Annotated in this window: 20 protein-coding genes; 8 read left to right on the top strand and 12 right to left on the bottom strand. The window is 43.3% G+C overall.

The features are described 5' to 3' along the window. Positions 1–26: 26 nt before the first annotated feature. Positions 27–1,205: a hypothetical protein gene (locus EQO05_RS02825; protein WP_128503556.1), complete on the bottom strand. Its 1,179-nt coding sequence runs from the start codon at positions 1,203–1,205 to the stop codon at positions 27–29. Positions 1,206–1,974: 769 nt separating this feature from the next. Next, on the bottom strand, positions 1,975–2,676 hold the full coding sequence (gene pyrH / locus EQO05_RS02830; protein WP_128503558.1) for a UMP kinase: 702 nt from the start codon (positions 2,674–2,676) through the stop codon (positions 1,975–1,977). A gap of 188 nt (positions 2,677–2,864) precedes the next feature. Between pyrH and larB the strand changes: the two genes are divergently transcribed. Then, positions 2,865–3,677, top strand: coding sequence for a nickel pincer cofactor biosynthesis protein LarB (gene larB / locus EQO05_RS02835; protein WP_128503560.1), 813 nt, complete (start codon positions 2,865–2,867; stop codon positions 3,675–3,677). Between the two features lie 45 nt (positions 3,678–3,722). Then, the gene (gene larC / locus EQO05_RS02840) at positions 3,723–4,913 is read left to right on the top strand and encodes a nickel pincer cofactor biosynthesis protein LarC (RefSeq protein ID WP_128503562.1); all 1,191 of its coding nucleotides are present in this window, start codon (positions 3,723–3,725) and stop codon (positions 4,911–4,913) included. Between the two features lie 98 nt (positions 4,914–5,011). Here the strand turns inward: larC and asd are convergent, their stop codons facing one another. From asd to EQO05_RS02860, 4 genes are all read right to left on the bottom strand, one after another. Continuing rightward, positions 5,012–6,040: an aspartate-semialdehyde dehydrogenase gene (gene asd / locus EQO05_RS02845; protein ID WP_128503563.1), complete on the bottom strand. Its 1,029-nt coding sequence runs from the start codon at positions 6,038–6,040 to the stop codon at positions 5,012–5,014. 89 nt (positions 6,041–6,129) lie between these two features. Then, the gene (locus EQO05_RS02850) at positions 6,130–6,312 is read right to left on the bottom strand and encodes a 4Fe-4S binding protein (protein ID WP_128503565.1); all 183 of its coding nucleotides are present in this window, start codon (positions 6,310–6,312) and stop codon (positions 6,130–6,132) included. Between the two features lie 237 nt (positions 6,313–6,549). Beyond that, on the bottom strand, positions 6,550–6,858 hold the full coding sequence (locus EQO05_RS02855) for a hypothetical protein (protein WP_128503567.1): 309 nt from the start codon (positions 6,856–6,858) through the stop codon (positions 6,550–6,552). Between the two features lie 168 nt (positions 6,859–7,026). After that, a complete protein-coding gene (locus tag EQO05_RS02860; RefSeq protein ID WP_128503569.1) occupies positions 7,027–8,115 on the bottom strand; it encodes a GTP-binding protein in 1,089 nt (362 codons plus the stop codon). Between the two features lie 1,120 nt (positions 8,116–9,235). On the opposite strand from EQO05_RS02860, the gene EQO05_RS02865 reads away from it, so the two are divergent. After that, positions 9,236–10,231: a radical SAM protein gene (locus EQO05_RS02865; RefSeq protein WP_128503571.1), complete on the top strand. Its 996-nt coding sequence runs from the start codon at positions 9,236–9,238 to the stop codon at positions 10,229–10,231. 1,038 nt (positions 10,232–11,269) lie between these two features. Here the strand turns inward: EQO05_RS02865 and EQO05_RS02870 are convergent. Then, positions 11,270–12,067, bottom strand: a complete 798-nt coding sequence (locus tag EQO05_RS02870) for a 2-amino-3,7-dideoxy-D-threo-hept-6-ulosonate synthase (protein WP_128503573.1) — start codon at positions 12,065–12,067, stop codon at positions 11,270–11,272. A 161-nt stretch (positions 12,068–12,228) separates the two neighbouring features. Continuing rightward, positions 12,229–12,744, bottom strand: a complete 516-nt coding sequence (locus EQO05_RS02875) for a deoxyuridine 5'-triphosphate nucleotidohydrolase (RefSeq protein ID WP_128503575.1) — start codon at positions 12,742–12,744, stop codon at positions 12,229–12,231. A 221-nt stretch (positions 12,745–12,965) separates the two neighbouring features. Here EQO05_RS02875 and EQO05_RS02880 point away from each other — a divergent pair, with 221 nt between their 5' ends. Then, entirely contained in the window at positions 12,966–15,170 is a 2,205-nt protein-coding gene (locus EQO05_RS02880; RefSeq protein WP_128503577.1) for a DUF2341 domain-containing protein, read from the top strand. Positions 15,171–15,635: 465 nt separating this feature from the next. Then, positions 15,636–16,235 carry a flavodoxin family protein gene (locus EQO05_RS02885; protein WP_255420823.1) on the top strand — a complete coding sequence of 200 codons (600 nt, stop codon included), beginning with the start codon at positions 15,636–15,638 and terminating at the stop codon, positions 16,233–16,235. A 73-nt stretch (positions 16,236–16,308) separates the two neighbouring features. Here the strand turns inward: EQO05_RS02885 and EQO05_RS16075 are convergent, their stop codons facing one another. After that, positions 16,309–16,434, bottom strand: a complete 126-nt coding sequence (locus EQO05_RS16075) for a hypothetical protein (RefSeq protein ID WP_255420822.1) — start codon at positions 16,432–16,434, stop codon at positions 16,309–16,311. A gap of 384 nt (positions 16,435–16,818) precedes the next feature. Here EQO05_RS16075 and EQO05_RS02895 point away from each other — a divergent pair, with 384 nt between their 5' ends. After that, positions 16,819–18,030, top strand: coding sequence for an ABC transporter permease (locus EQO05_RS02895; RefSeq protein WP_128503581.1), 1,212 nt, complete (start codon positions 16,819–16,821; stop codon positions 18,028–18,030). Between the two features lie 238 nt (positions 18,031–18,268). On the opposite strand, the gene EQO05_RS02900 is transcribed toward EQO05_RS02895, so the two are convergent. Further along, positions 18,269–18,718, bottom strand: a complete 450-nt coding sequence (locus tag EQO05_RS02900) for a hypothetical protein (protein WP_128503583.1) — start codon at positions 18,716–18,718, stop codon at positions 18,269–18,271. 177 nt (positions 18,719–18,895) lie between these two features. Between EQO05_RS02900 and msrB the strand changes: the two genes are divergently transcribed. Both msrB and EQO05_RS02915 read left to right on the top strand, forming a co-directional pair. Beyond that, the gene (gene msrB, locus EQO05_RS02905) at positions 18,896–19,327 is read left to right on the top strand and encodes a peptide-methionine (R)-S-oxide reductase MsrB (protein ID WP_128503585.1); all 432 of its coding nucleotides are present in this window, start codon (positions 18,896–18,898) and stop codon (positions 19,325–19,327) included. 401 nt (positions 19,328–19,728) lie between these two features. Then, positions 19,729–20,373, top strand: a complete 645-nt coding sequence (locus EQO05_RS02915; RefSeq protein ID WP_128503589.1) for an HAD family phosphatase — start codon at positions 19,729–19,731, stop codon at positions 20,371–20,373. A 684-nt stretch (positions 20,374–21,057) separates the two neighbouring features. On the opposite strand, the gene mtaB is transcribed toward EQO05_RS02915, so the two are convergent. Continuing rightward, positions 21,058–22,443: a methanol--corrinoid protein co-methyltransferase MtaB gene (gene mtaB, locus EQO05_RS02920; protein WP_128503591.1), complete on the bottom strand. Its 1,386-nt coding sequence runs from the start codon at positions 22,441–22,443 to the stop codon at positions 21,058–21,060. A 10-nt stretch (positions 22,444–22,453) separates the two neighbouring features. After that, positions 22,454–23,230, bottom strand: a complete 777-nt coding sequence (gene mtaC / locus EQO05_RS02925; protein ID WP_128503593.1) for a methanol--corrinoid protein MtaC — start codon at positions 23,228–23,230, stop codon at positions 22,454–22,456. Between the last annotated feature and the right edge of the window lie 774 nt (positions 23,231–24,004).

Below are 24,004 nucleotides of genomic sequence, written 5' to 3' on the forward strand. Positions count from 1 at the left end.
AAAGCCTCTTTAGCTGACAGGATTTTTTATTTCTTTTTTCTTCCGGATAAAATTGCAGTGCAGAGAAAGATCGCAAGAACTGTGAAAAAGCTAATTTCCGGAGATTCTTCCATAGGGCTTGCTTCGGCTACGGGCTCAAAAACCCTGAGAACCGTCTCATGGCTGTCCAGGATTTCTCCTTCGAAATTTAGCACATAGATCTTTACATTATAGTCTCCCTTCGGGACTCCCTGCCAGATTATTCCTACAGTATCCTCTTTTCCCGAGGTCAGGATATCTGCGGTCTCCTCAAAAACCTGCACCTCTCCATTCTCAGGCGTAAGTACAACCTTTATAGCGCCATCAAAGGGTACCTGGGATTTCCCGATAACAGTAATACTTGCACCATATTCATCCACATCAATGTCAGAATCGAGAATTTCTACACTTTCTTCAGCCCTGAAATCCGACCTGTAGGCTGTAGTAATGTCAGGAGAGTGGGAATGAACCTTCAGAAGGGCGGTGTAGTTCTTATCTTTCTCGAGGAGGAGAGGCCAATAGCTTGCGTTATAATACGTATTTGTAACAGGGATATTTTTTTGTTTATCGGAATACACGACCTCCGTGCCCGAGAGAAGCTTCAGGTCAAAATCTACTACACCCGGTTCAGGCAGCTGTATACTTCCAAAATTAGCAGGGCTGGTGAGACTCATCAAAACCGAAGCTTTCTCGGAATCTGCCGAAAAGTCTACGAGTTTAAGCTTCGAGAGAGTGGGATTTCTGGAGGAGAATGAAAGTTCTCTAAAAGCAAGGTTTTCGTTGCCATTTTTAACAGAAACCTGTGCCGTATAAGAATTCTTATCTTCTCCGAAATTCTCTTCAATCCCCCAGAACAGGACTTTAGTAACTTCCTGTCCTTTCTCAACAGGACCCAGAAGGAAGGTTTCCGATCTCATCATTTCTCCTCCTGAGCTCAAAGTAAAAACAAGAGAGACATTTTCAAGAGGCTGCTCAAACCGGACTGTGGCATCCGAGAGATCATAATCTGAGAAAAAATCCGTAATAACGGCGTCTTCCGGTCTTTCTTCCTGGATTGCTATATCATTTACTGCCGCAAAAGCAGGGTTGATCCCGGCATAAACCATAGTCAGGAGTAGAAGCACGGAAAAACAGCGGAGAATAAACCCTTTCTGTTTAAAAGAACTTTTTTTTCCAGGCAGGCTCAAGCCCCAATCCTCCTTACTCTAAGAAACCTCAGGACAGAAACTTCATAAAACCAAAACCGGAGTTCCGGTCTGCTTCTTTTAATTGGATTGTATGTCTGAACTCCTATGTTTAAGTTTTCGTCGCAAGCCTTTTTAAAAAAGGCTTGAGCGAAAACTTTTTCAAAAAAAGTTTTATCAAAAACCACGCTTTATCGAAAACGTCACTATCGGCGTGATAAACCGGCGCAACGCAAGCCTTTTTAAAAAAGGCTTGAGCGAAAACTTTTTCAAAAAAAGTTTTATCAAAAACTACGTTTTATCGAAAACGTCACTATCGGCGTGATAAACCGGCGCAACGCAAGCCTTTTTAAAAAAGGCTTGAGCGAAAACTTTTTCAAAAAAAGTTTTATCAAAAACCACGCTTTATCGAAAACGTCACTATCGGCGTGATAAACCGGCGCAACGCAAGCCTTTTTAAAAAAGGCTTGAGCGAAAACTTTTTCAAAAAAAGTTTTATCAAAAACTACGTTTTATCGAAAACGTCACTATCGCGTGATAAACCGGCGCAACGCAAGCTTTTTTAAAAAGGCTTGAGCGAAAACTAATGCTTTATCTATACCGGTGTAACCGGAGCGTGATCGACCGGCGAAACGCAAGCCTTTTCAAAAAAGGCTTGAGCGAAAACAACGTAGCGGCGTGATAAACCGGCGCAACGGTTTCGGGTCAACGGTCGCGGGTCAAAGGTTGTGCTTGAGCAAAAAACTCTCTGAGCCTTAAAATGGTCCAGGTTTTAGGCTTTTGTCGTAACCCAGGTTCCGCAGGATATCGGGGATTTTTTGACGGCTTCTCCATCAAGGATTTCTCCGAGCAGGACAGGGTTCCGGGCATCCATAACGAGGGCATCGAGCCTGCAGCGTTCGATTATTTTTGCGGCTACAGGATCAACAGGGGATTTGGAGCCTGCTTTCATCTCGATCGCCATGACAATGTTTATAAGTTTCTCAGGGGAAATCCTGTCATATTTTACTGCCGAGGCATCGCAGTTAGGGTCCGCGGAATAAACTCCGTCAATAGAGGTTGCAATCGTAAGCAGGTCTGCCCGCAGGAATTCCGCAAGGATTGCAGCGACTGCATCCGTGGTCTGGCCAGGGGTAACTCCGCCCATGACAACTACCTTTCCGGGACGGATAGCCTTCGCAGCTTCCAGATAATTTGTGGGGATTTCCGGAGAGGCATCGGGTCCGAGAGCTGCGGCAAGCAGGCGTGCGTTCAGGCGAGTGATTTCAATTCCTATATAATCGCAGGTCACTTCATCGGCACCGACTGCCCTTGCAGTTTCGATATAATTCCGTGCCGCTTCTCCCCCGCCGGCTACCACAAGCAGAGTATGCTTTTTCGAGAGCTTACGCAGAACATCCGCATATTTTAAAAAACTATCCGGGTCAAGATTTTTTGCGAGAATTGAACCGCCTAATGAGAGTACTATGAGCATGATGATCTCTACACATTAACAATTCGGATTTTTAAATGTATCGCTGAGTATTTTTTCCTTAAGTCACCAAAAATCCCATATAAAGAGAAGCCTTAAAGACCCCAAATCAATAAATTCTTGCTTGACCACTTATTGGTTAAGATCATGATTCCTTAAAGCAAGTAAATCTTTTCAGTGCAGGGTGGTATATGGATCTCATTGATATACTTAGGAATGTTAAGGAAGGAAAAATGGATCTTGAGACTGCGGAGCAGCAAGCACGTGGCCTGGGCTTTGTTTCCTATATGGATATAGCAAAACTTGATTCTCACAGGAAAAGCCGGACGGGAGTAATTGAAGCCGTCCTTGCCGATTGTAAGACCCCGGAAGATGTGGTTGAGATTGCCAGGGTCATGGTTGCAGAAAGCAAAAGAGCTCTGATTACGCGGGTCTCGCCGGCACATCTTAAAGTTCTGGAACAGGCTTTTGGCAAAGATAACCTTGAATGGAATAGCAGAGCTCGAACTGTTGTTATCCATGACGGTACGCCTGCCCCCAGAACCGGTGGGGTCGTAGGGATCGTTTCGGCAGGCACGGCCGATATCCCGGCTGCGGAAGAAGCCAGGGTCGTAGCCTCGGAAATGGGATGTGAAATAGTTACGGTGTATGATGTGGGAGTTGCTGGAATCCACAGGCTGATTCCGGCACTGCATAAACTGAAAGCGATGAGGCCCGGAGCAATTGTAGTTGCAGCCGGAAGGGAAGGGACGCTTCCTACAATAGTTTCGGGATTAGTTGACGTACCTGTAATCGGGCTTCCGGTCTCAACAGGTTATGGAGCGGGCGGTGGAGGAAAAGCTGCCTTGCTGGCCATGCTGCAATCCTGTTCCACGCTTGCAGTTGTAAACATCGATGCAGGATTTGTTGCGGGAGCGTACGCTGCCCGGATCGCAAACATGATTGCGGTCGCTTACACTCACGGCAAGGAAGACAGGGAAAACAGGGTCTCGGGAAGAGAGTAACAGGAGAATAATAAGGGAGTAAACTGAAATGGAGGGAGGAATCTTATGAAAGCGCTTATATTCAATCCTTTTTCAGGGGCAGCAGGAGATATGATCCTCGGATGCACTCTCGATCTCGGGGCTGACCGAAAAACGGTTAAGGAGCTGGTAGAAGCTTCTGTTGACGTATCAATGGATATAAGAGAAGTTGTAAAAAAGGGAATAAAAGCTCTGGATGTCCGGATAAATGTGCCTGAAAAAGAGCCGGTCCGCACATATCCTGAACTTGTGGACGTGGTAAAAGCTGCGGGACTGCCCCCCAGAGTGGAAGCAAGTGCTCTTGATATTTTTTTAAAGCTGGCTGAAGCCGAGGCTTCGGTTCACGGGCAGCCTGACCTTGAGAAACTCCATTTCCATGAGGTAGGGCAGAGTGATGCCCTTGCCGACATAATCGGCTCTTCGGCAGCTATCCATTCCCTTAACTGTGATTCCATTTACTGTACTCCTATAAACGTGGGAAGCGGAACAATAATGTGCGCACATGGGGTTCTGCCAGTGCCAGCGCCTGCAACCCTTGAAATCCTGAGAAGAGGAAAATTCTATTTCATGGGAGGTACTGAGCAAAAAGAACTTCTTACTCCGACAGGAGCTGCCATTCTTGCCCATTTTGCAAGACCAGTTGAAACCTTCCCTCAAGGAAGGGTAACCTCGATAGGCTATGGGGCTGGGGATTCCGAGCTTGCCGGACCCAACGTGCTTCAGGGAGTACTGTCTGAACTTGATTCCTGCCTGATCCCTGATATTATTGAAGTGCTCGAAACGAATGCCGACGATGTGAGTGGAGAAGTCCTGGGCAACCTGTTCGAGGAACTGCTTGCTATGGGGGCAAGGGATGTTGCAATTCTCCCGGCTACAATGAAAAAAGGTCGCCCGGCTCATGTTATCAAGGTCATTGCAAAACCCGAGGACACTGCAAAACTAGCCCGGAAAATCATTATCGAAACAGGATCTTTGGGAATAAGAGTTATCCCTACCCGTCATAGATTGATGGCTGCCAGGCGGATAGAATCAGTTAGATTTGAGGTCGAAGGGCAGGTATATGAAGCTGCAGTCAAGATCGCCAGGGATTCCGAAGGCATCCTGCTCAATATATCTGCCGAGTTTGAGGATTGTAAAAAAATTGCAAAAGCTAGCGGAGTTCCTGTAAAAGAGGTTATGAGAAGGGCAGAAGAGGCCGCAAGAAAGCTTTTCTCCTGAGATTCTCGAAGGGATATAAGTAGAGCAAGGATAATTGGAAAGCAAAAGCCTGAATCTCCAGGGCTTTTACTTCTATTTTCTATTTTTCTCTGTTCTGGTCAGAGTTTACCCATTGAATGCAGGAGTTCCGCATTCAGCACACTTGCTCCGGCTGCCCCGCGAATGGTGTTATGTCCCATTGCAATGTAGCGGATTCCTTCTCTTATACGTCCTACTGAGACACTCATGCCCTTTCCCATGTTACGGTCAAGGCGCGGCTGAGGTCTATCGATTTCATCCCGTACTATCAGGGCTCTCCTGGGTTCGGAAGGAAGTTCTCCCAGCCTGGGATCGAATTTCATAAAGGCTTCCCTTACTTCTTCAGGCGTTGGCTTATCCCTCATTCCTGCCCAGATGGCTTCGGTGTGCCCATCAACAACAGGGACTCTGTGGCAGGAAGCACTTACACTCATGTCCGCAGGCACGATTTCAGAGCCGTTGAACTCCCCAAGGAGTTTTATAGTTTCGGTCTCCATCTTCTTTTCTTCGCTTCCTATGTACGGAATTACATTGTCATAGATTGCCATTGCGGCAACTCCGGAAAACCCTGCCCCTGAAATAGCCTGCATTGTGGCTACCTGTATGGTTTCGAGACCAAACTGCATAAGAGGCTTTAAGGTAAGGGTCATGACGATTGTGGAGCAATTGGGGTTTGTAATAATATATCCATCCCATCCCCTTGCATCCTGCTGGACTTCGAGAAGCCCGAGATGTTCTGGATTTACTTCTGGGATTACAAGAGGAATATCCTTTTCCATCCTGTAGGAGGAGGCATTGCTTGCCACTGCAAACCCTGTTTTTGCAAATTCGGGTTCTACTGTCTGAGCCAGGTCTGCAGGAAGTGCTGAGAAAACCACGTCTGCGTCTACGGATCTCGGGTCTACCGGGACAACTTCGATATTTTCGACGCTTTCCGGCATAGCTGTGTCTAACCTCCAGCCTGCGGCTTCTTTATATGTTTTGCCGGCGCTTCTCTCGGATGCTGCGAGGGCTGTAATCTCAAACCAGGGGTGGTTTGCAAGTGCTTCTACAAATCTCTGCCCGACAGCGCCTGTGGCGCCTAAAATACCCGCTTTAATTGCTACCATCTAAAAAGCTACCTCCGGAAAGAAAAAAATGATTAATAAAAAGGAAAAAGAAAAGTGGAATAAAAAGATTATTCCAACTGAGTATCGTTTTACTCTTCTACCTTAATTGCCTGGTTCGGGCATGCCTCTTCACATGCGCCGCACTCTACACATTCATCCTGGTCGACTACTGCAATTCCCTTTTCTTCATTAAGGGTGATTGCTTCAGAGGGGCATTCATCGACACAGCTTCCGCATCCTGAACATTCATCTGCATTAACTAATGCTGGCATATTTTTTCACACTCCTTTTGATTGCTCGATATATACCTGGAAATTATATAGGGCGTTTTTGAAACTTCCATAGGTTATCGAAAAGTTTGGTCATAACGCCATTGACAAGATTACCATAAAAACTTATCGCTTTTTAGCAAAAGGCAGCCTTCAAAAATCACGATGGAGTTAACTGGCCAGCAATTAAATACATATTATTAAATTTATAAATAAAAGGGAAAAAATGAAAACGCCTGTTCAACACACCGAATCGTGCATTGCAATTCCGGCATCAGTCAGTCGGTACATTCCTTCTTCAAACTTCAGGAAGCCTTCCTTTTGCAGAAAGTCCATATTGAACTTAAAGAAGAAATCGTTTAATCCGGATTCTTCCTTTAATTGTTTTTCACTTTTTCCGAAGATTCCGACAATCCGGAGAAGCTTTCTTCTTGAAGGATTTACGGAAACCTTTTCCATCATCATATGTTCCAGTTTGACAGCTTCGCCTTCGCTAGGCTCTCCCATTTTCTTAAAATAAGCGTCAAGTTCATCAATTTCGTCTATCATATCGAAACTCCTTTATTTTTTTATTGGTTGGAACCTGGTTTTTTAAAAAGTTCCGAAAAGGATAAGTGTGATTGCAACTCTCCAAGTTAAGTCTCAGGTTTTCAGCTTGCGTTTAAGCTGAATACACTGTTTAGGTTAAATACACTGTTTAAGTTCAATACACTATTCTCATTTCTCTTTCCTGTATATATTAACCCTGCATATTTGCTCGTTTTTGTATTCACCAGGGTTTCCAGTATCGTGCCTGTCAACTTCTTTTTCAAAAGCTATTCCTGATTTCCCGAGATTCTCTACAAGGGTACTCTCAATAACTTCTATAAGCTTGTTTTTCGGGGTCTTTGTAACTGCGGAAAGCAGCCTGAGTTCGGTTTTCTCACTTCCCCTCCCCGGAACAAACTCTATCTGAGGCACCTCTTTAGAAGAGGTTACACTGCCCTTGATCGTAAATTCTGGGAGTTTCATGGAAAGCTTCACATGCCCCACAAACTCAGGATTAATTTCCCGAACCTTATTCTGAATGGTCCGGAGACTTTTCTCTATAAAATGTTTGCTTTCTTCAGGATTTAGACCCTGCGGTCTGAGGGTATAAAGAGTTGAATAGGTCGAAACCTCGGAGAGTTCAATAGAATTTTTCTTCTCTTCGGAAGGCTTTTTAAATCCCGGCACAGCGAGATGCAGAAGCAGTTTTTCGAATTGCTCATCTTCATATTTTGCCGAAAATTTCAGGACACGGGCTTCAGGATTCATTTCACGGAGCATTTTCTCAGCGGCCAGGACGGTTTCGGCGGGCGTTATATCGATCTTGTTTATACAGAGAATTTCGGCTTCCCTGATCTGGGTCTCAATAAACTTCGGGATCTCTTTTGCTTCGGTCCCGAAGCGTCCGGGATCTACAAGCGTTACTACCGGGGCGAAGGAGAGCTCGGTTAGCCCCATGGTTTCGATTTCTTCCCTTATCTGTCCCGGGAAAGCAATTCCTGTCGGTTCGATAATAACAATGTCAGGCGCGTACTCTTCCTCAAGGGTCTGAAGAGTATATTGCATACTTATCCTGAGTGTACAGCAGATACAGCCGCTTGTAAGTTCCTCAGTTACAATGCCGGGGCTTGTAAGAATATCCCCATCAAGCCCGATTTCCCCTATCTCGTTTACAATAATTGCAGTCTTTTTCCCAGCACTGCTCAGTTGCCTGCTGATTCTCCGTATGGTAGTGGTTTTCCCGCTTCCGAGAAAACCTCCTATTATCATAAATTTCATGTCTCTCTTCCTTTTTCGTACACAAGTTTGTCTGTTAGGTAGTTTGGGTGTATAATCTATTTAATAATATATATAAAATTGGCAGTCCCACCTGAGCTTCGCTTCCCTGGTTGTTTTTCGGAATCACAGAGAATCATAGATTTTCTGAGAGTTACGATTAAACCGCAACAGCCTGCTGTCCGTTTAGCTCACTTTGTTCGCTTAAACGGAGTAATTTTCAAAAAAATAGTGAAACTCGTCTCCTGACTATACAAGATTTAAAAATTTAAAATTTTGGTTAAAAATGGTACTGGACCAGACTCTTTTCAGCAGCAAGAGATGCCGGTCCGAGAAATCAGGTAATTCGAAGGGAGGGCCGGCGATACAATTTAATTTCATTGAAAATAGATTGCGTTCTCATCCAAGAACCTGGAAGTTCCGAACGGCTTTAAGAGATTTTATTTTCTGGGAAGAGATACTGAGGTACAGGACTCACGGGTTGCGAGTTTCGATTGATTCTCTTTCCGTTTTATCCCTTTTCTTGTGGAGTAGATATTAACTAGTGGGGTGTTAAAGGGATGAGAACGCAATTCATACTACGCTTCAACTCTATATATTATTTTTAACACATAATCTTATTTTATTCCTAATGTATTAACTCCTCATTATAACATTAGCTCATTATTTTAACATTATACTATTGCTATAACATTGTCAGCCTGCATGAACTTAACTTTTGCACTGCTCTTTATCTGCTAAAATCGAGGTTTGATTGATATCCTGGTGCGAAGAATGTTTTCTTCAGGGCTATATTAAAAAAGATCGGTTTTACTGGAAGAACTGGAAGAGTAGAAATATCTATCGAGTCCGAGTTTTAGATTTGAGAGGATATATTCAAAACAAACAGGATTCTTTTCCGGTTCTGGTCTGGTCGGAAACAATCTAAATTATATCAAAAGAATAATTTATATATTTCCTGGTAAAGATGAGAGAAGATTGAAGCCTTAAAATAATCATCTTGAATCTCTTTGTGGTTACATTAAAGTTACTTATAATCTCATTATAATTTCAGTATAATTTCATTATAATCTCGTTATAATCACATTAAAACCACTTTGTAATCACCCTCAGGAGCATTTGCATGCAAAGCAAGTCAATTACGCCGGAAATGAAAGCTTTCCTTATTTCTATAGGTTCAGCTTCCGTGGATCCTTCACTTATCCCACAGGCTCGGGGTTCGACTGCGGGTCCCGGAGCAGGTACAGGTTCAATTTTCTTCAGGTCGGGAGATACGCGGATAAGGCTCAGCATAAAGGAAAACTCTTCGCTTTCCGTCCTGGAGGCTAAAGGCGAAGGGAATGTTGCACTTTTCTATGAGGGAGAAGAACTTCTGCGGGGTAGACTTGAGCCTGCGGCTGCCCATTGTCCTGACCAGGCTTTTATAACCCTTTGCGAGAAGTGCATATTTGACTGCAAATACTGCCCTGTGCCTAAACTACAGGGGCATGTCAAAAATGAGGAGGAGGTTCTGGGCATAATCGATGATGTTTTGCAGGCTGGCAAGCTTAAAGCCATTTCCCTTACCTCAGGCGTTGAAACCTCTATCGAAGGAGAGGTGGAACGTGTGCTCAAATTGCTTCCTGCTCTCAGAAAGTATAATGTTCCTGTTGGAGTCTCGGTATATCCTACCGAAGGCTGCTCCAGAAAATTCTATGAGGCAGGCGTATCTGAAGTCAAGTATAATGTTGAAACTATGGACAGGGAGATCTTCAAAAAAGTTTGCGGAGACCTTTCTATTGACGATATTCTGGATAGACTGAAGGAAGCAGTTGATGTCTTCGGAAAAAACAGGGTTTTCAGTAATTTTATAATCGGGCTTGGAGAAAGTGATGATTCTGTCAGGGAGGGGATCGAAACCCTCGCAAAAATGGGGGTAATTCCTGTCCTCCGGCCGGTAAACCCGCACCCTCTGAGGGCTGGAGATTGTTTTACGGAACGTCCGACCCATGAACGCCTGTTGAAGCTTGCAAAACTTGAAGCCGAAATCCTCAAGAAGTACGGGCTCAATCCTGGACTTGCAAAGACCATGTGCCTTAAATGTACGGGATGTGACCTTGTTCCCGGCGTTGACCTCTAATTCCTACCTCTCTTCTCATCCTTCATCTACTTAATCTCTTCAGTTTTTTCCTGTTTTTTACACTCAGTCTTAATCTACTTTGATTTCATTTCGTTTTATTTCTTACAGGAGGGACCCCCTTGTTTCTACTGGAAACTTTTGCAAGTTAATTTTTTTTACTATCATTATTTCCTTCATTTCTCTCTCTTTTTCTTCTTTTCTATATATTCCTCAATCTATCTCCAGTATTTTCATTTTTATGCTATAAAGTTTCTCTTTTCCTCTTTGATTTGATTGTTAAGAATTTTAAGGCATTTTTCTCTGGAAATTTGTCTCTCATAATTCTCTTAAGGTCTACAAAAATTTATTCTCTTAAATGGATTCACTCTCATCTTTTTATCTACTTTCCTCAGTTCTCCAGCACCTCCTCATTTCTACTGGAATCTACAGGTTAACCTCCTCTTTCCTGTGAAATATACATAAAACTCAGTTCAACTCAAGGGTTTTTAAGCAAACGTAGGAATTATCTAGAAAAAATTCCGATTGTTTAAAAAATACTCTTTCTTACTTTGTATTTCTTTCATCTTCTGTTCTATATACCGCACTTGAAGGGATTTGATTTTGAAATAATACTCCTGAAAACTACCGACTAAAATTTTAAATTTGAGAGTGATGATTTCAAAAAATGAATAAAAATAACTTTAAAGATTTCCAGTTCAGGAGGAAAACTAAATCAGGCAGATCTAACGGTAGGACTGGTAATTAAAAAAATAAAGAGGATAAGTTCAGAAATACGAGTATGACCTTGAAAAAAGATAACTGAGGAGAGACGTTAAGTGGATTCAGGGTCTGAAACTGAAGGGGGTCTGAAACTTAGGACCCGGATTTAAAGTTATTTCATCTCAGATCCTAAAAAAATTAGAACCCTTTCATTTCCACTGGAAAGAATTAAATCATTTCTCTCTTACCCTATTCTTCTAGCCAATATCAAATCCCGCTCTTTTCCGTCCTTTTTAAATCCCGATTCTGGTATCTGAATCAGGCTTTTAACCTTCAGGTTTACCTTCCCAATTTCGACAATTCTTCGGCACTCACGCCCTCATGGACAACTTTTGCAATTCTCCGGATAAGACCTGTGGGGTCCTGAGCCTGGAAGACATTTCTTCCAATGGCAACGCCTCGCCCTCCGGCTTCAAGAGAACCTTCGATCATTTCCAGCAGTTCCTGTTCTGAATTCATCTTCGGGCCGCCTGCGATAATTACAGGTACAGGGCATCCGTCAACAACTTCTTTGAAGGTCTCAGGGCTTCCGGTATAGTTTGTTTTGACTATATCTGCCCCAAGTTCGGCTCCGATCCGGGCTGCATGTTTTACGACATCCACATCATATTCAGAGCGAACCTTTTTTCCGCGAGGGTACATCATTGCAAGGAGCGGCATTCCCCATTCATCGCACTTGCCTGCTACATAGCCAAGCCCTTGCAGCATCTCGTACTCATCTTCAGCCCCTACGTTTATATGAACTGACACCGCATCGGCTCCAACTTTTAAAGCTTCTTCTACTTTTGTTACCAGAACTTTATGATTCGGATCAACGGAAAGGGAGGTTGAAGCTGATAGGTGAATTATAAGACCCACATCATGCCCGTACCCCCGATGTCCGTATTTGGCAAGGCCCATGTGCCCGAGTACGGCATTTGCTCCTCCTTCCGCTACTCTGTTCACAGCTTCCTGAAGGTTCTTAAGTCCGTCAATCGGACCTGCACCAACTCCATGATCCATAGGAATAATAATCGCATTACCGGTATTTCGATTGAAGATACGCTCCATCCTTATTGATTTACCTATAGTGTTCATAAGCTGTCATATTACGAATTAGATGATATATACTTTATCGGCATATCTCCTTGGGATCTGATCTGCTTATTATATCTTCCGAAAAAAACGGAATTTTCGTAAATAAGTAGCTACAAAGCTTAAATAGAGTCTGGAAAACGCTTTAAAAAGTTTTTGAGAATTCATTTTGTATTTTCGTTCTGGTAAACTCCTGAATATCCTTTTTCTACTTCCGTATCCAGGGTATAGAATAAAAGCTGCATAATTCGGGCATCCTTTTTCAGCCGGAAACCTGCAGTATTATAAACCACCAGCATTGACTCACTGCGCCCCCTGTATCCCGCGTCCCATACTGCAGTTTCAAGGGTAGCCCCGCAACGAATAAGTGTTGACCTGGGCTTTGCAATTGCAGCAAGGTTCATGGGAATATTTACAATCTCATTAAATAGTACCTTATAAATCCCTTCAGGCAGGTGAATCCAGCCGTCACTGCCGAATTCAATATTTCTTCCATCTGGAAGCTTTCTCCCAGAGTTATCAAAATCTACAGCTCCACAGCCTTCTATTGTTTTTATTTCTTTCAGGGTAAGTTCAAGCCCGTTAGGCTGGATCTGGGTTTCGATGTCAACGGCATTTTCAAGCAAAGGGGGCTTTGCCTGTATAAGTTTTCTCAGTTCGTTGCTGGATAGAAGCGTCATAGGGATTGTAATTGCAAAGATTCTTTATTATGGTTTCGGATTTCTTCCCCTGAAATTTATCATTTCTCAACTTTTTATCAAATTACTAATATCATTATCTTTATTATTTTAGACAAGTATTTATGAAAAGGTTTATTGTTTTCAGGCAAGAACCACTACATGTCAAGATTTTCATATTAATGCTCAATCGGCTTTAATAAAGGGTTTACGAGAGGCTTCTAATGATGGCAAAAAGATCTACCTTATGCGGAATTGTTTCGGTGTTTTTCATATTTTTGTTAACAGGCTGTGCCCTGGGTGTTACGGATAATGTGTGGAACCTATCTTCGGAAGAGGACTCATGGAACTCCTTTCAGGAAATAGTTGTTACTGAGAACGCTGGCAAAACTCTGCAAGGATATCCTATCCCTGTTAATTTGAACTCCTCTAATTTCAATTTCTCAGAGGCAAAAAGTGACGGCTCAGATATTCGATTCTCTTCAGGAGATAGAACGCTCAATTACTGGATTGAAACCTGGGACCCTGAAAATGAAGAAGCTCTCATCTGGGTCAGGCTTCCATCTCTTCCTGCGAACAAGACCGGTAAAATCCTTCTGAGATATGGGAACCCTGACGCTGAAGCTGTGAGCAGTGGAGAAAAAACATTTGACTTTTTTGATGATTTCGAGGGCAGTAACCTTAACGAACTTTACTGGAGCGTTGAAAGTGCAGGAGGAGGTCTGGTTGAAGTTAAAAACGGGATCTGTAATGTTGCAGCTCCAAAGGTTCATGCTTATGACTCCTCCACTATCTACAGCAAAAAGAGTTTCGACATCAATTCTATGTTTGTAGTCAAAAGAATGAAAGTCACTACAGGTACGGATAACAGAGGACCTCTCCTGCGGCAGGGCTTCGTAGACCAGATAGACAGCAGAAAAAACGAAATCAAGCATGAGACCGAACTTGCCAATGAAAGCCGTGTGAACCTCGGAACGACTTACAGAAAGCAAAAGAATACTCTACGTGATATTACTGATGTCAATGTTCCTGAAGGAGAATGGTATGTCTCAGGAATTGCCTGGTATGAGGAAAACGATACTCGTAAAGTGTCCTGGTTTAAAAATGGTGTCAGAAACTTAAGAATGGACTTTGTGTCAAACGATTATATCACCAATTTCCCAATGCATGTTTATCTGTATGCTGCTTCCTACCAGGATGCGTCGAAGAATACAGGCTATATGGCAGTTGATTATGTGCTGGTTCGGAAATTTGTCGGAACTGAGCCCACGGTCAGGATTATTTCAGTTCAGGGTGAAGATAGAGTTTCTTCCGAAAGTATTTCTAAAAATAATTCCGAAATTCTTTCTAATGATAACTATGCAGGTCTCCCCGAAAATAGCCCCGAAAATAATTCTGAAAATGTTTCTGATAATAACTCTGAAGCCACTTCCGCGACTGGGGTTAGTTCTCAACCGGGAACTCTTTCTGAGCCTCAGGCCGCGCCAGGGTCCGGGATAAACTCCGAAGCCTCCGCTACCGAGAGAATCGCACAGACACAGGAAAACCTCAGCCAGAATGAAACCGGCGCCCAGGAGCTCCAATTTCCTGAGTACGATGTGGAAATTTCTGCAATCAGGCTCTCTTCCCCATACAGGTTCGATTTCTCTGATCTTGTAAAGAAGCTTGATTCCTCACACATAGATACAATTTTCCTCAGTGTGGACGGCAAGGATGTGTGGCAATATGAGCGCTTCGTAAAAATGGCCCATGAAGCGGGGATTTCAGTACATGCCGTGCTCCTTGAAGACATAAACTGCACAGAAAGAGGAGCTGACGATGCCTGCCAGGATTCCCTGAATATGGTACTTGATTACAATGAAAAATCGCTCGCTCCTTTCGACGGGGTTAATATCTATGTAAACTCTTCTGCCGGAAGAGATTCCGAAGAAGACGTAATCGGCTACAGGACACTATTTGAAACTGCCAGTAAAGAGGCCAAAGAAAACATATCTATCTCAGCAAGCCTTCCGCTTAATTATACCGCATCCAGGATTGAAGAAATCGCTCCTTTTGTCGATTCCTTCGTCATCAGGGCTTACCCCGCGGAAACTGGAGGGCTTAATTCCGTGCCAGGTATTGTTGACTCCATTGCCCTCGGAATGGGGGAGATAAGAGGTGCAGGTTCAAAAGGAATAATCGAAATCTCTGTAGAAGAAGGCTTTAAGGATGAGTTTTCAATACAGGAACTCTTTGCCGGTCTTGCAGATTATTATTCAACCGATTCGGCTTTCCTGGGAGTTTCGATTTTTAACTACGACACCTATACAGCATTACCCCGAACAGAGCCAGATGAGAAAGGTTTTCCGATTCCCGGATTCAAAGCCCTCCCGGTGCTTCTTGCAGGACTTGGAGCCTTTGCCCTTTTAAAGTTAAAGAGATTGGATTAAAAAGATTGAGTCAAAGAGATTAGATTAAAGAGATGAGTTAAAGAGATTGAGTTAAAGAGATTTAATTAAAGAGCAACTGAATTAAAATGAAATTGAACTAAAGAGAGTTAAGTGAGAGCAGAGAATAAGAACAACAAAAAGCTAAAAAGGATAATTCTCTTCTTTACTATCTTTTTTATTTCTTTCCTTTCCTTTTTCTCTTATTCTTTTTTACTGGTGCTTTTTCTTCTTTTTTTCTCATTTACTTTTTTCTCTTCTTCTCTCGTCCTCTTTCTCTCTTTTCTTCTTCCCCTTTCCTCTTTTTCTCATTATCCCTTTATCTCTTTCTACTGAATTTTCGGACTGAGCTTGCTTATTTTTTTAAACAGGAGAAACATTTTTATGCTGATTGCTCGTTTATACTTTTGTTCACTTCTGTTTAAAATTATAAGTTTTTAAACGTTTTACGGGGGTTCTAGCATTAAAATTCTTGGATTGGTGGGTAGTCCTAATATAAATGGAAATACTGCAAAGCTTGTAAACGCAATTCTCGACGGAGCTGCCGAAAACGGTGCAGAAAAAGTAATTTACAACCTGGCTTCACTAGATATCAAATGCTGTGATGCTTGCTGTAAATGCCAGGAATCGGGCTGTTGTCTCATAGATGATGATATGAAAGAAATTTATCAGGAAATCCGGGATGCAGATACTGTTGTACTCGGCTCTCCGGTTTACATGTGGCAGATGACTGGCCAGACTAAACTTTTAATTGACCGCATGACAGCCTTCTTGAAACCGGATTTCTCGAGCAGGCTTGATAATAAAAAACTGGTTCTTGTGTTTTCCCAGGGCAGTTCGGACAGGGATGCTTTCAAACCATATTTTGAGTACACAGCCGGCCTTCTCTACTATCTCGGCTTTGATGTCCTGGAAACTGTTATTGCTGCAGGCACGGATAAGCTTGAAGTTTCCTTCAGGCCCAGGCTGCTTGAAAAAACAAGAGAGCTCGGGAAACTGGTCTCGACACCTAATCTGTCTGGCTCCGGATTCAGGAGAGCCGAGTCAGAACTGATTTCGATTCTTTGATATTTTTCCTTTTAATCCCCTGCTTTCTTTCCTTAAACCTGCTCCTGCTCTTTTAAATTCTGTTTTACCTTTTTCAAACCTCAAGGAATTCGTCCGGGTATTTTACGATCCCGCCTGCACCTTTAAGCGCCCCTTCTTTTAGTTCCAGCGCCATAAACGCTTCAGCCGGCGCACCGAAGGGATCACTTATTACCCACATATTTGCCGGTTTAAACCCGAACCTCGGATAATATTCAGGATGACCCGGCACTATAACGGAATCGTATCCAGGCCGCTGGCAGGCTTTGCAATAACAATGAAAGCCAATGAAATCTAAAGTAGAATCCCCTGATTGAGTTGAATAGAACTTTCAATGTAATCCGTAAATTTATGAAGAAGATTTTTAAGTTTATAGTTTTCAAGATTTGTCTTTTTATTTCCTTTGCTTCCGAAATCTTTGTCCACCATTTTGCTTCCCTCTCAGCAGAATTTATATGCTTGATGTATTCATTTAAAGAAAGTTTAAGAAAACTAGTTTCATCTAAGCTCTTAATTCCTCCTTCCCCAGCCTTTCCCTATAAAATCTTAAAACGGAGCCCCAGTTATGATCCCCCTTTTCAGTGCAGGAAAAATTGCGCTCGGAAGCATTAAAAGTGCAAAGCTGCGTTCAACCCTTACGGTGCTTGGAATTGTCATAGGAGTTGCAGCCGTAATTGCGAATGTGTCCCTCGGGGCAAGTTTCAACCAGCATTTTACGAATGAAGTGACCAATTTAGGGTCGAACTTTATCTATGTCCAGGGAATGCAGCCCAAGCTTTTCTACGACAATGAGCTCAAGATCGCTGAGAACACGCCCGGAGTCTCGGGAGTTTCGCCTTTAAAATCGCAGACGGCAGAAGTCACATACATGTCCGAAACCAAAAATATCATGGTTAGCGGCGTCGGAAAATCCTATGATGAGGTGGCGAATACAAAGCTTCAAAAGGGGGACTTTATCGATGATAACGACGGGTACGTGGCTGTTATCGGGCACAAGGTTGCAAACGAAAAATTCGACCGCAATATCTCGGCCCGGAGTTCCATAAACATAACTTTCACGGTGGGGGAAAATGAAAAAGTTACAAAGACCTTTAAAGTCAAGGCAATAATCCAGAATCCTGAAAATACTGTTGTCCAGGCATACGATGACAACGAGGCTGTTATTATCCCGATCGACGTCATGAACGAAATTCTTGGCGAAAAAGATTATGGCGGAATTTTTGCGATGGCTAAAGATCCCACAACAATTCAGGAGACCTCGGATGAAGTAGACGAGCGCCTTGCCCGAAACTTCGGGATATCCGAGAGGGCACTTGCAGATAAAGAGGCTCGCCCTTATCTTATCATCAATCAGGCTGAGATTTTAAAACAAACAGATATGATGGCGGCAGCCCTGAGTTCTTTCCTGACGACCTTAGCGCTGATTTCCCTGCTGGTTGGTTCGATAGGGATAATGAATATCATGCTCGTAAGCGTGACTGAAAGGACAAGGGAGATAGGAGTGCTCAAATCCCTTGGATTTACAGGCTTTGATATCCTTTTCCTTTTCATGGTCGAGTCAATCCTGCTAGGAGTTTTCGGAGGCGTTCTCGGAAGTGCAGTAGGAATCGCAGGTGCGTACAGCGTTGAAACTCTCCTCAAACTGCCTGTTGTATTTCCTTTCAGCCTCATAGGAGCCGGATTCTTTGTGGCCGTTTTCGTAGGCTTTGTATCAGGAGTCTACCCGGCAAGGAAAGCTGCAAAAATGAAACCTGTGGACTCACTCAGGCATGAGTAACCGCCCGATTTCCTTCTCGCCCGAGTCCAGTCTCGGGAGGACGGAGCCCTTTTCGCTACCCGAGTCCCGTCTCGGGAGGACGGAGCCCTTTTCGCTACCCGAGTCCCGTCTCGGGAGGACGGAGCCCTTTTCGCTATGCTTCGCTTCGCTCAAGAGGGCTGATTATAATAAATAAGTTGAGCTGGGTTCAAGAGGGCTGATTTAGAGAGAAGAAAGCATTTCTCTTGCAACTGCGGCTTTACTGGAAGAACAGCTTAAAAACTACGAAGATAAGGATAAATAGCCCGAATCCTATCTGGACGAGAACTTTTCCGCGTTCAATGGGCTCTTTTTTGGCTTTAACCGCTCCGTAGCAAATCTGTCCCAATCCTATACCTGCGGGAAAAACCAGAGGCCACATGTAAATCAGGCTTTGCAGGTTTTCTGTCAGGCGCTGATAAAAAAGAACGAAACCTAGCATATTAAAGGTCCATCCGATGGTAGCTAGCCACTCGCCTGCTCTGGTTTCGGATTCCATAGCGGTAGCGAAGAAAAACATTCCTATTACTATAAGATAAAATGGAAGCGTAAATTTCCCAAGGTTAATCTGCCTGGAAATGATAACCCCAAAGACTGCCGCAAGAAGTAAGAAGATAAGTGCAGCGATAACTATACTGTGGTCCTTTTCCTTTTCCAGGTTTTCTTCCATACTGCCCCAGACTAATATGTCTTATGCCGAAACATTATTTATATTAAATATTATATAATTCTTTATAATTTATCCTTTGTTTGACTACCTGCTTGTAATGTAATTTATCAATAAATTTCCAATTTCAAAAAAGTATTATTCCCGGAAAATTAACTTAAATGCATAGGGGGTTTATAACTGGCACAGAAAACAATCGAAAAATCCGAAGAAGAATGGAAAAAAGTACTCACGCCTGAACAATATCGCGTCCTGCGGGAGAAAGGTACTGAAAGGCCCTTTTCTGGCAACCTGTATTATAACAAGGAAAAAGGAGTTTATACATGTGCTGCCTGCGGACAGGAACTTTTTTCCTCGGATACCAAATTCGAGTCCGGAAGCGGCTGGCCAAGTTTCTATGATATGATTTCGAGTGACAGGGTAAAACTCAAAGAGGATACCAGTTACTTCATGAACAGGATTGAGGTAGTCTGTTCCCGCTGCGGAAGCCATCTGGGTCACGTCTTTGAAGACGGACCTGCACCAACCGGGAAACGCTTCTGCATTAACTCAGTTTCTCTTAATTTCAAGAAAGAAGGGGAAGAAGGCAAGCCGGGGAAAGAAGGAAAGTAAGAAGAGTAAAAGCAAAATCGGATAAGTTGATTTTTCAGGGTTTACAGATCTCAAGGTTTTGGAGAGGGGGTCAGATAAAACTTGAAACCGGGAAAGAAATTTGTAGAAATAATAGGTTTTTTAACATTTCTGATCTCTTACTTCTTATTTTTCAACCTCTTGCTCCCGCTCCGGGGATTGGATTCTCCGGTCTATGCTCCAGGCACGCTCATTTTTGCCTTTTTCGGGTACTGGCTTGGGGGTTACCTGTACGAGAGATATCTAAAATGAAAAGCCTGCTCGAAAGTTAATCTGGCTATCAAAACCTGATATGATTACAACCTGATATAAACTATATAGAGATTTTACTGAACTTTAATTTTCATAATATTTATTATAGATTATAACAATCTATTTAATTGATGTTAAAAGCAATAATTTTTGATGTGGATGGAGTTCTTGTAGATTCCATGATTTACCAGGCCGATGCCTGGGTTAAAACCTTCAAGGAAGTTGGTATTAGCATTACCAGGGAAGACATTTACGAACTCGAAGGCTCAAACAACCAGAGATTAATTAAATCGATCTTCGAAAAAGCCGGAAAGGAGCCTGAACCCTGGCATTTAGAACAACTACCTGAAAAGAAACGTGAGGCTCTTGAGTTTGATAAAATAAAACCTTTTGAAGGGATTCTGGATTGTCTTAAGGAGCTGAAACAGCACTTCAAGCTCGCCATGGTTTCTGGATCACATGTCGACACGGTAACTCAGGTTGTAAACAAATATTTTTCTAACTGCTTTGATGTAGTAATTACCGGGAGCGACCTCGAGCGCGGGAAACCCGACCCCGACCCTTACCTCAAAGCTCTGGAAATGCTTGACCTGACAAAAAACGAGTGCATAGTAATCGAAAATGCGCCTCTGGGCATAACTGCCGCCAGAAGGGCAGGGCTTTACTGCGTTGCAGTTGCAAGTATGCTTGAGCCTGAGAAAGTAGAGCATGCGGATTTTGTGCTCAAAGATCATAATGACCTTCTCGAATATCTGAAGAGCCTCATTCCAGAGTGATCACAATTTCTCCTGATCACTTCTTGAATCAGCCCAGGCTTACGAAAGCATTAAGTACGGAGACTGATAAAGTTTTTCAGAACGCTTTCTCTCTGAGTTCTTTTTCAAGCATCTCTCACAGCACCGGGTCTGTCCAGTTCTCGGGCAAGCTTTTGTAATCGGGTCTTTAAGAACTATAAGGAAAGCGTTAAAACAGCGTCTAATCTATATAAAAAGATTCATTAACCTTTAAAAACGGGTCACTCTAATGATTCCAAAATAAAAGGAAAAGAAGTAACATGGGGGAGTTGTATACACTCCTTACTGATGGCACGGTTTTTGGTCTGTTCGTATATTTTTTTTGTCCCACGCTACTATTTATCGATATACTTCCCAGGTATATATATTTTTCTTTTCTTCTATGTAATTATTAAATAAAGTATTGTTCTTGTGCTCATGGAATATATTTTATTCCTCTAATGTAATTCTACAAATTTTCTCTCTAGTCTACTTGGTTTCTGCTCTTTATATTATTTTCTTTTTTAATCAATCTGTTAACTGAGTGAATAATGAAAGGGCAGAGAGGAGTAATAAAATGATAAAAGCCATGCAAAAACTATGCAAAAATAAAGCCTGATAAAATGAAAAATATGACGAAATTGTGGTTTCAGACGTATCTTAAAAAAGAAAAAGAGAACAGAAGGCTTATAAGCCGTAGTTCTCTGGAAGGAAGACTTTAACTTCGCTCTTGTATTTTGTAAGGCAGTTGTCCATGAAGGTGTCCATGTCATCTGGAAGAGCTTCGAGAGCTGCCTTTGCGTCTGCGAGGGCTTTGGCTTCGAACCTGGAGAGCTCGAGTTTGCCGGCTGCACCTTCGTTGACGATGTTGCAGCATTCGATTGCGGCGTTCTTTGCCCTGAGGTAGATGTTGTCTCCGTCCTTGACGATTGATTCACCGACTCTGTATGCGTTGTCATATGCAAGCACATATGCCTGTGGGTCTCTGTATCTGTCGGAGAGCATAAAAAGGTCCCTGAGAACTTTATCGTTCTTGGTTTCAAGAGCGGTGTTCATGAGGGCGCAGTCGTATGCAAGGGATTCGGACCAGCACTGAACAGTTGTACCGCCGAATTCACCGTGGTACTCAACAGACTCGTTGGACCAGCAGTCACAGCACTGCATAATGAGGTTACCCATAACGTCAGAGTGGGCGCAGGTGGAGGTCTTACCTTCCTGGGTCATCGGCATACCGGTGATGGCTTTGACGATAACATTCTCATATCCGCAGTCCTTACCAGGGCCCTGTGCACCGGCTTCGTATGCAACGAGGGACCTTGGAGCGGAGATTGCCCTTGCGATAATTGCGAGGGTGTGAGCGAGGTTCTTGTCAAGCAGCCCGCCGCCAATGAACATTGCGGTGTTTGCCTGGGCGCAGTCGGTGTCACCAGCTGCAACAGTGCCGGTCTTCTTTGCAATGTCTGCAATGTCGGACCAGATGAGTTCCATGTCAATGGAGCCAAGACAGCCGATTGAGTAGAGGATACCTGCGATGTCGTTCCTGAGAACTGCATAGTCGAAAACTTCCTTACCACCCATGCTCTCTACGGAAAGCAAGTCAGCACCGGCTTTGGCGCATTCTTCGAAAGCTTCGAGGAAGACAGAGTACTTGTCGCCTCTGAGCTGGAGGAAGTCCCTGTTCTCACGGATGTCACCGATTGTGTGGCGGAGTGCGCACTTTATGCCGTATTCATCGTGGTATTCTTCCATGATGGTCTTCTGGGCATGTGCAACTTCTGCTCCCCATGAGGGGTTGTTGGACATCTGCTGAACGTGTTCGGTTTCGAGAATGACTGCCGGAAAACCGACCTGGACCATTCTTGACATAATGTCGGTGGTGATCCTCTCATATTCCCTTATGAGTTTTTCTTTGGATGCACCGGCTTCTGGTCTTGGGGCATAGTTAATTTCAGGAATTGTATAGCCTGCACCGATCTCGAGACCGAGGCCTGCCTTTACCGGGTACTTGGATACGCCGAAGGTCATTTCGTCTGCGTTTGCGTATGCCATTGAAGTGTATCTTTTTGCTGCCATTTAACTCACCTCAGTGCTTGTGGAATTTCTCTCTTAATGCTGCGATATCTGTGGTACCTGCAACGATTGCGTCAGCGATCTTGGGGGCGTCAGCGGCTTCTTCACCGTAAATACCGAGTGCGTACTGGGACACGAAGTCCTGGTTAACTGCACCGCCACCGCATGCGAATGGAATCTTGTATCCTTTCTCGAGGAGTTTGTCGTTAACTTCCTTGAATGCATACATGGTGGTGGTCATGAGTGCAGTACCTGTGACCATGATTGGGTTGTTCTCAGCAACTGCTGTAAGGACTTCGTCCACAGGGACGTCCCTTCCAAGGTCAACTACATTGTAGCCGTTTGCCCTGAGGAGAGCGGTAACGATGTTCTTTCCAATGTCGTGAACGTCACCTTCTGCGACGTGGCAGACAATGGTTCCCTTTGTTACAGGAGCAGTTTCGGAGTTTTCCTTACAGAATTCGATACCATCAAGCATGGCGTCAGCGGACATCATGACATTTGGAAGGAAAATGATACCTTCATCATAGAGTCTTGTGACAACGCCCATACCTACCATGAGAGCGTCATCGATAAGTGCAATGGGGTCCTTGCCTGCGTCGATTGCTGCCTGGAGACCCTCGATAACGTCATCTTCTTCTCCTTCGAAGATGGCCTTTGCGATCGGGTAGATTAATTCGTCCTTAGGATAAATCTCTTCTGCGGCTTCTTCAGGCGTCATTGCCTTTTCCAGAGCCACATTGTATCTGGTTAATACCTTTTTCAGACTTGCTTCTGTAAAGTCCAACATATTTCTAAACCTCCGTTTTAGTTTTTAGCAAAAAGGTCGCTACCTTTCCCGGGTCTGCAGTCCCGGAGATGTTCGGCATCGTGAAGTTCCGGCTTTTCCTCCGTGGAGTTCTTTCAGTGGTACTTAGCTGTGGAATATCTGAAATTTGTCCGTGCCACAGGACTCTATCTCTAGATTTTTCTCAGCAACCTTCCAGCGAAAAAATTTTCTCCTTTTCACCAGAACTTTACCTTTTTGAGTGATTCGCTTGTCTGTAATGCTAACAAGCGTATACAGCATAATTAGGGGAAATCATCCCATATACCATAACCGATGGAAATTTTTTCCTGGTTTTTACAGGGCAACAAGAGGTCTAAAATTTTGAGCCGATTACATGACTTCATATCTCTAAATTTTTTGCTAGCTTCTTTCCTGATAATTAAGCCTTAAATTTTTGAGGGGAATTTGCCGGGTTTCTTAACTTCATACAGACTTGTGAATCCAAACTTGTCAATTTTCTTTGAACAATGTAATTATTCAGATAATAGCTATCAAAAATTTCAATGTTCGTGTTGAACTCCCTCAATTTTACACAATTTGATTATTCAGCCAGTCAGGGTGCAGAATATTTTAATTCTACCCAATGATGCCGTTTTTAAGGAAACTGAGAATTTTCCTGAACTCCTGAAATTACGTTCTCTGGATTCCCTTACGTTTGAAATTATTCATCCAAATCCTTTTATATAAATGAATATATCGAATACCCTCTAGACATGGCGTATACGCTTCTTCCTA

Source organism: Methanosarcina sp. MSH10X1, from assembly GCF_004099695.1.
GTDB lineage: Archaea > Halobacteriota > Methanosarcinia > Methanosarcinales > Methanosarcinaceae > Methanosarcina.

Bases quoted from the DNA above. Each gene is read 5' to 3' on its own strand.
- pyrH (WP_128503558.1), bottom strand. From the start codon at position 2,676: ATGCTCATAGTACTCTCATTAGGCGGTTCAATTCTCGCAAAAAATCTT.
- larB (WP_128503560.1), top strand. From the start codon at position 2,865: ATGGATCTCATTGATATACTTAGGAATGTTAAGGAAGGAAAAATGGAT.
- larC (WP_128503562.1), top strand. From the start codon at position 3,723: ATGAAAGCGCTTATATTCAATCCTTTTTCAGGGGCAGCAGGAGATATG.
- asd (WP_128503563.1), bottom strand. From the start codon at position 6,040: ATGGTAGCAATTAAAGCGGGTATTTTAGGCGCCACAGGCGCTGTCGGG.
- EQO05_RS02850 (WP_128503565.1), bottom strand. From the start codon at position 6,312: ATGCCAGCATTAGTTAATGCAGATGAATGTTCAGGATGCGGAAGCTGT.
- EQO05_RS02855 (WP_128503567.1), bottom strand. From the start codon at position 6,858: ATGATAGACGAAATTGATGAACTTGACGCTTATTTTAAGAAAATGGGA.
- EQO05_RS02860 (WP_128503569.1), bottom strand. From the start codon at position 8,115: ATGAAATTTATGATAATAGGAGGTTTTCTCGGAAGCGGGAAAACCACT.
- EQO05_RS02865 (WP_128503571.1), top strand. From the start codon at position 9,236: ATGCAAAGCAAGTCAATTACGCCGGAAATGAAAGCTTTCCTTATTTCT.
- EQO05_RS02870 (WP_128503573.1), bottom strand. From the start codon at position 12,067: ATGAACACTATAGGTAAATCAATAAGGATGGAGCGTATCTTCAATCGA.
- EQO05_RS02875 (WP_128503575.1), bottom strand. From the start codon at position 12,744: ATGACGCTTCTATCCAGCAACGAACTGAGAAAACTTATACAGGCAAAG.
- EQO05_RS02880 (WP_128503577.1), top strand. From the start codon at position 12,966: ATGATGGCAAAAAGATCTACCTTATGCGGAATTGTTTCGGTGTTTTTC.
- EQO05_RS16075 (WP_255420822.1), bottom strand. From the start codon at position 16,434: ATGTGGGTAATAAGTGATCCCTTCGGTGCGCCGGCTGAAGCGTTTATG.
- EQO05_RS02895 (WP_128503581.1), top strand. From the start codon at position 16,819: ATGATCCCCCTTTTCAGTGCAGGAAAAATTGCGCTCGGAAGCATTAAA.
- EQO05_RS02900 (WP_128503583.1), bottom strand. From the start codon at position 18,718: ATGGAAGAAAACCTGGAAAAGGAAAAGGACCACAGTATAGTTATCGCT.
- EQO05_RS02915 (WP_128503589.1), top strand. From the start codon at position 19,729: ATGTTAAAAGCAATAATTTTTGATGTGGATGGAGTTCTTGTAGATTCC.
- mtaB (WP_128503591.1), bottom strand. From the start codon at position 22,443: ATGGCAGCAAAAAGATACACTTCAATGGCATACGCAAACGCAGACGAA.
- mtaC (WP_128503593.1), bottom strand. From the start codon at position 23,230: ATGTTGGACTTTACAGAAGCAAGTCTGAAAAAGGTATTAACCAGATAC.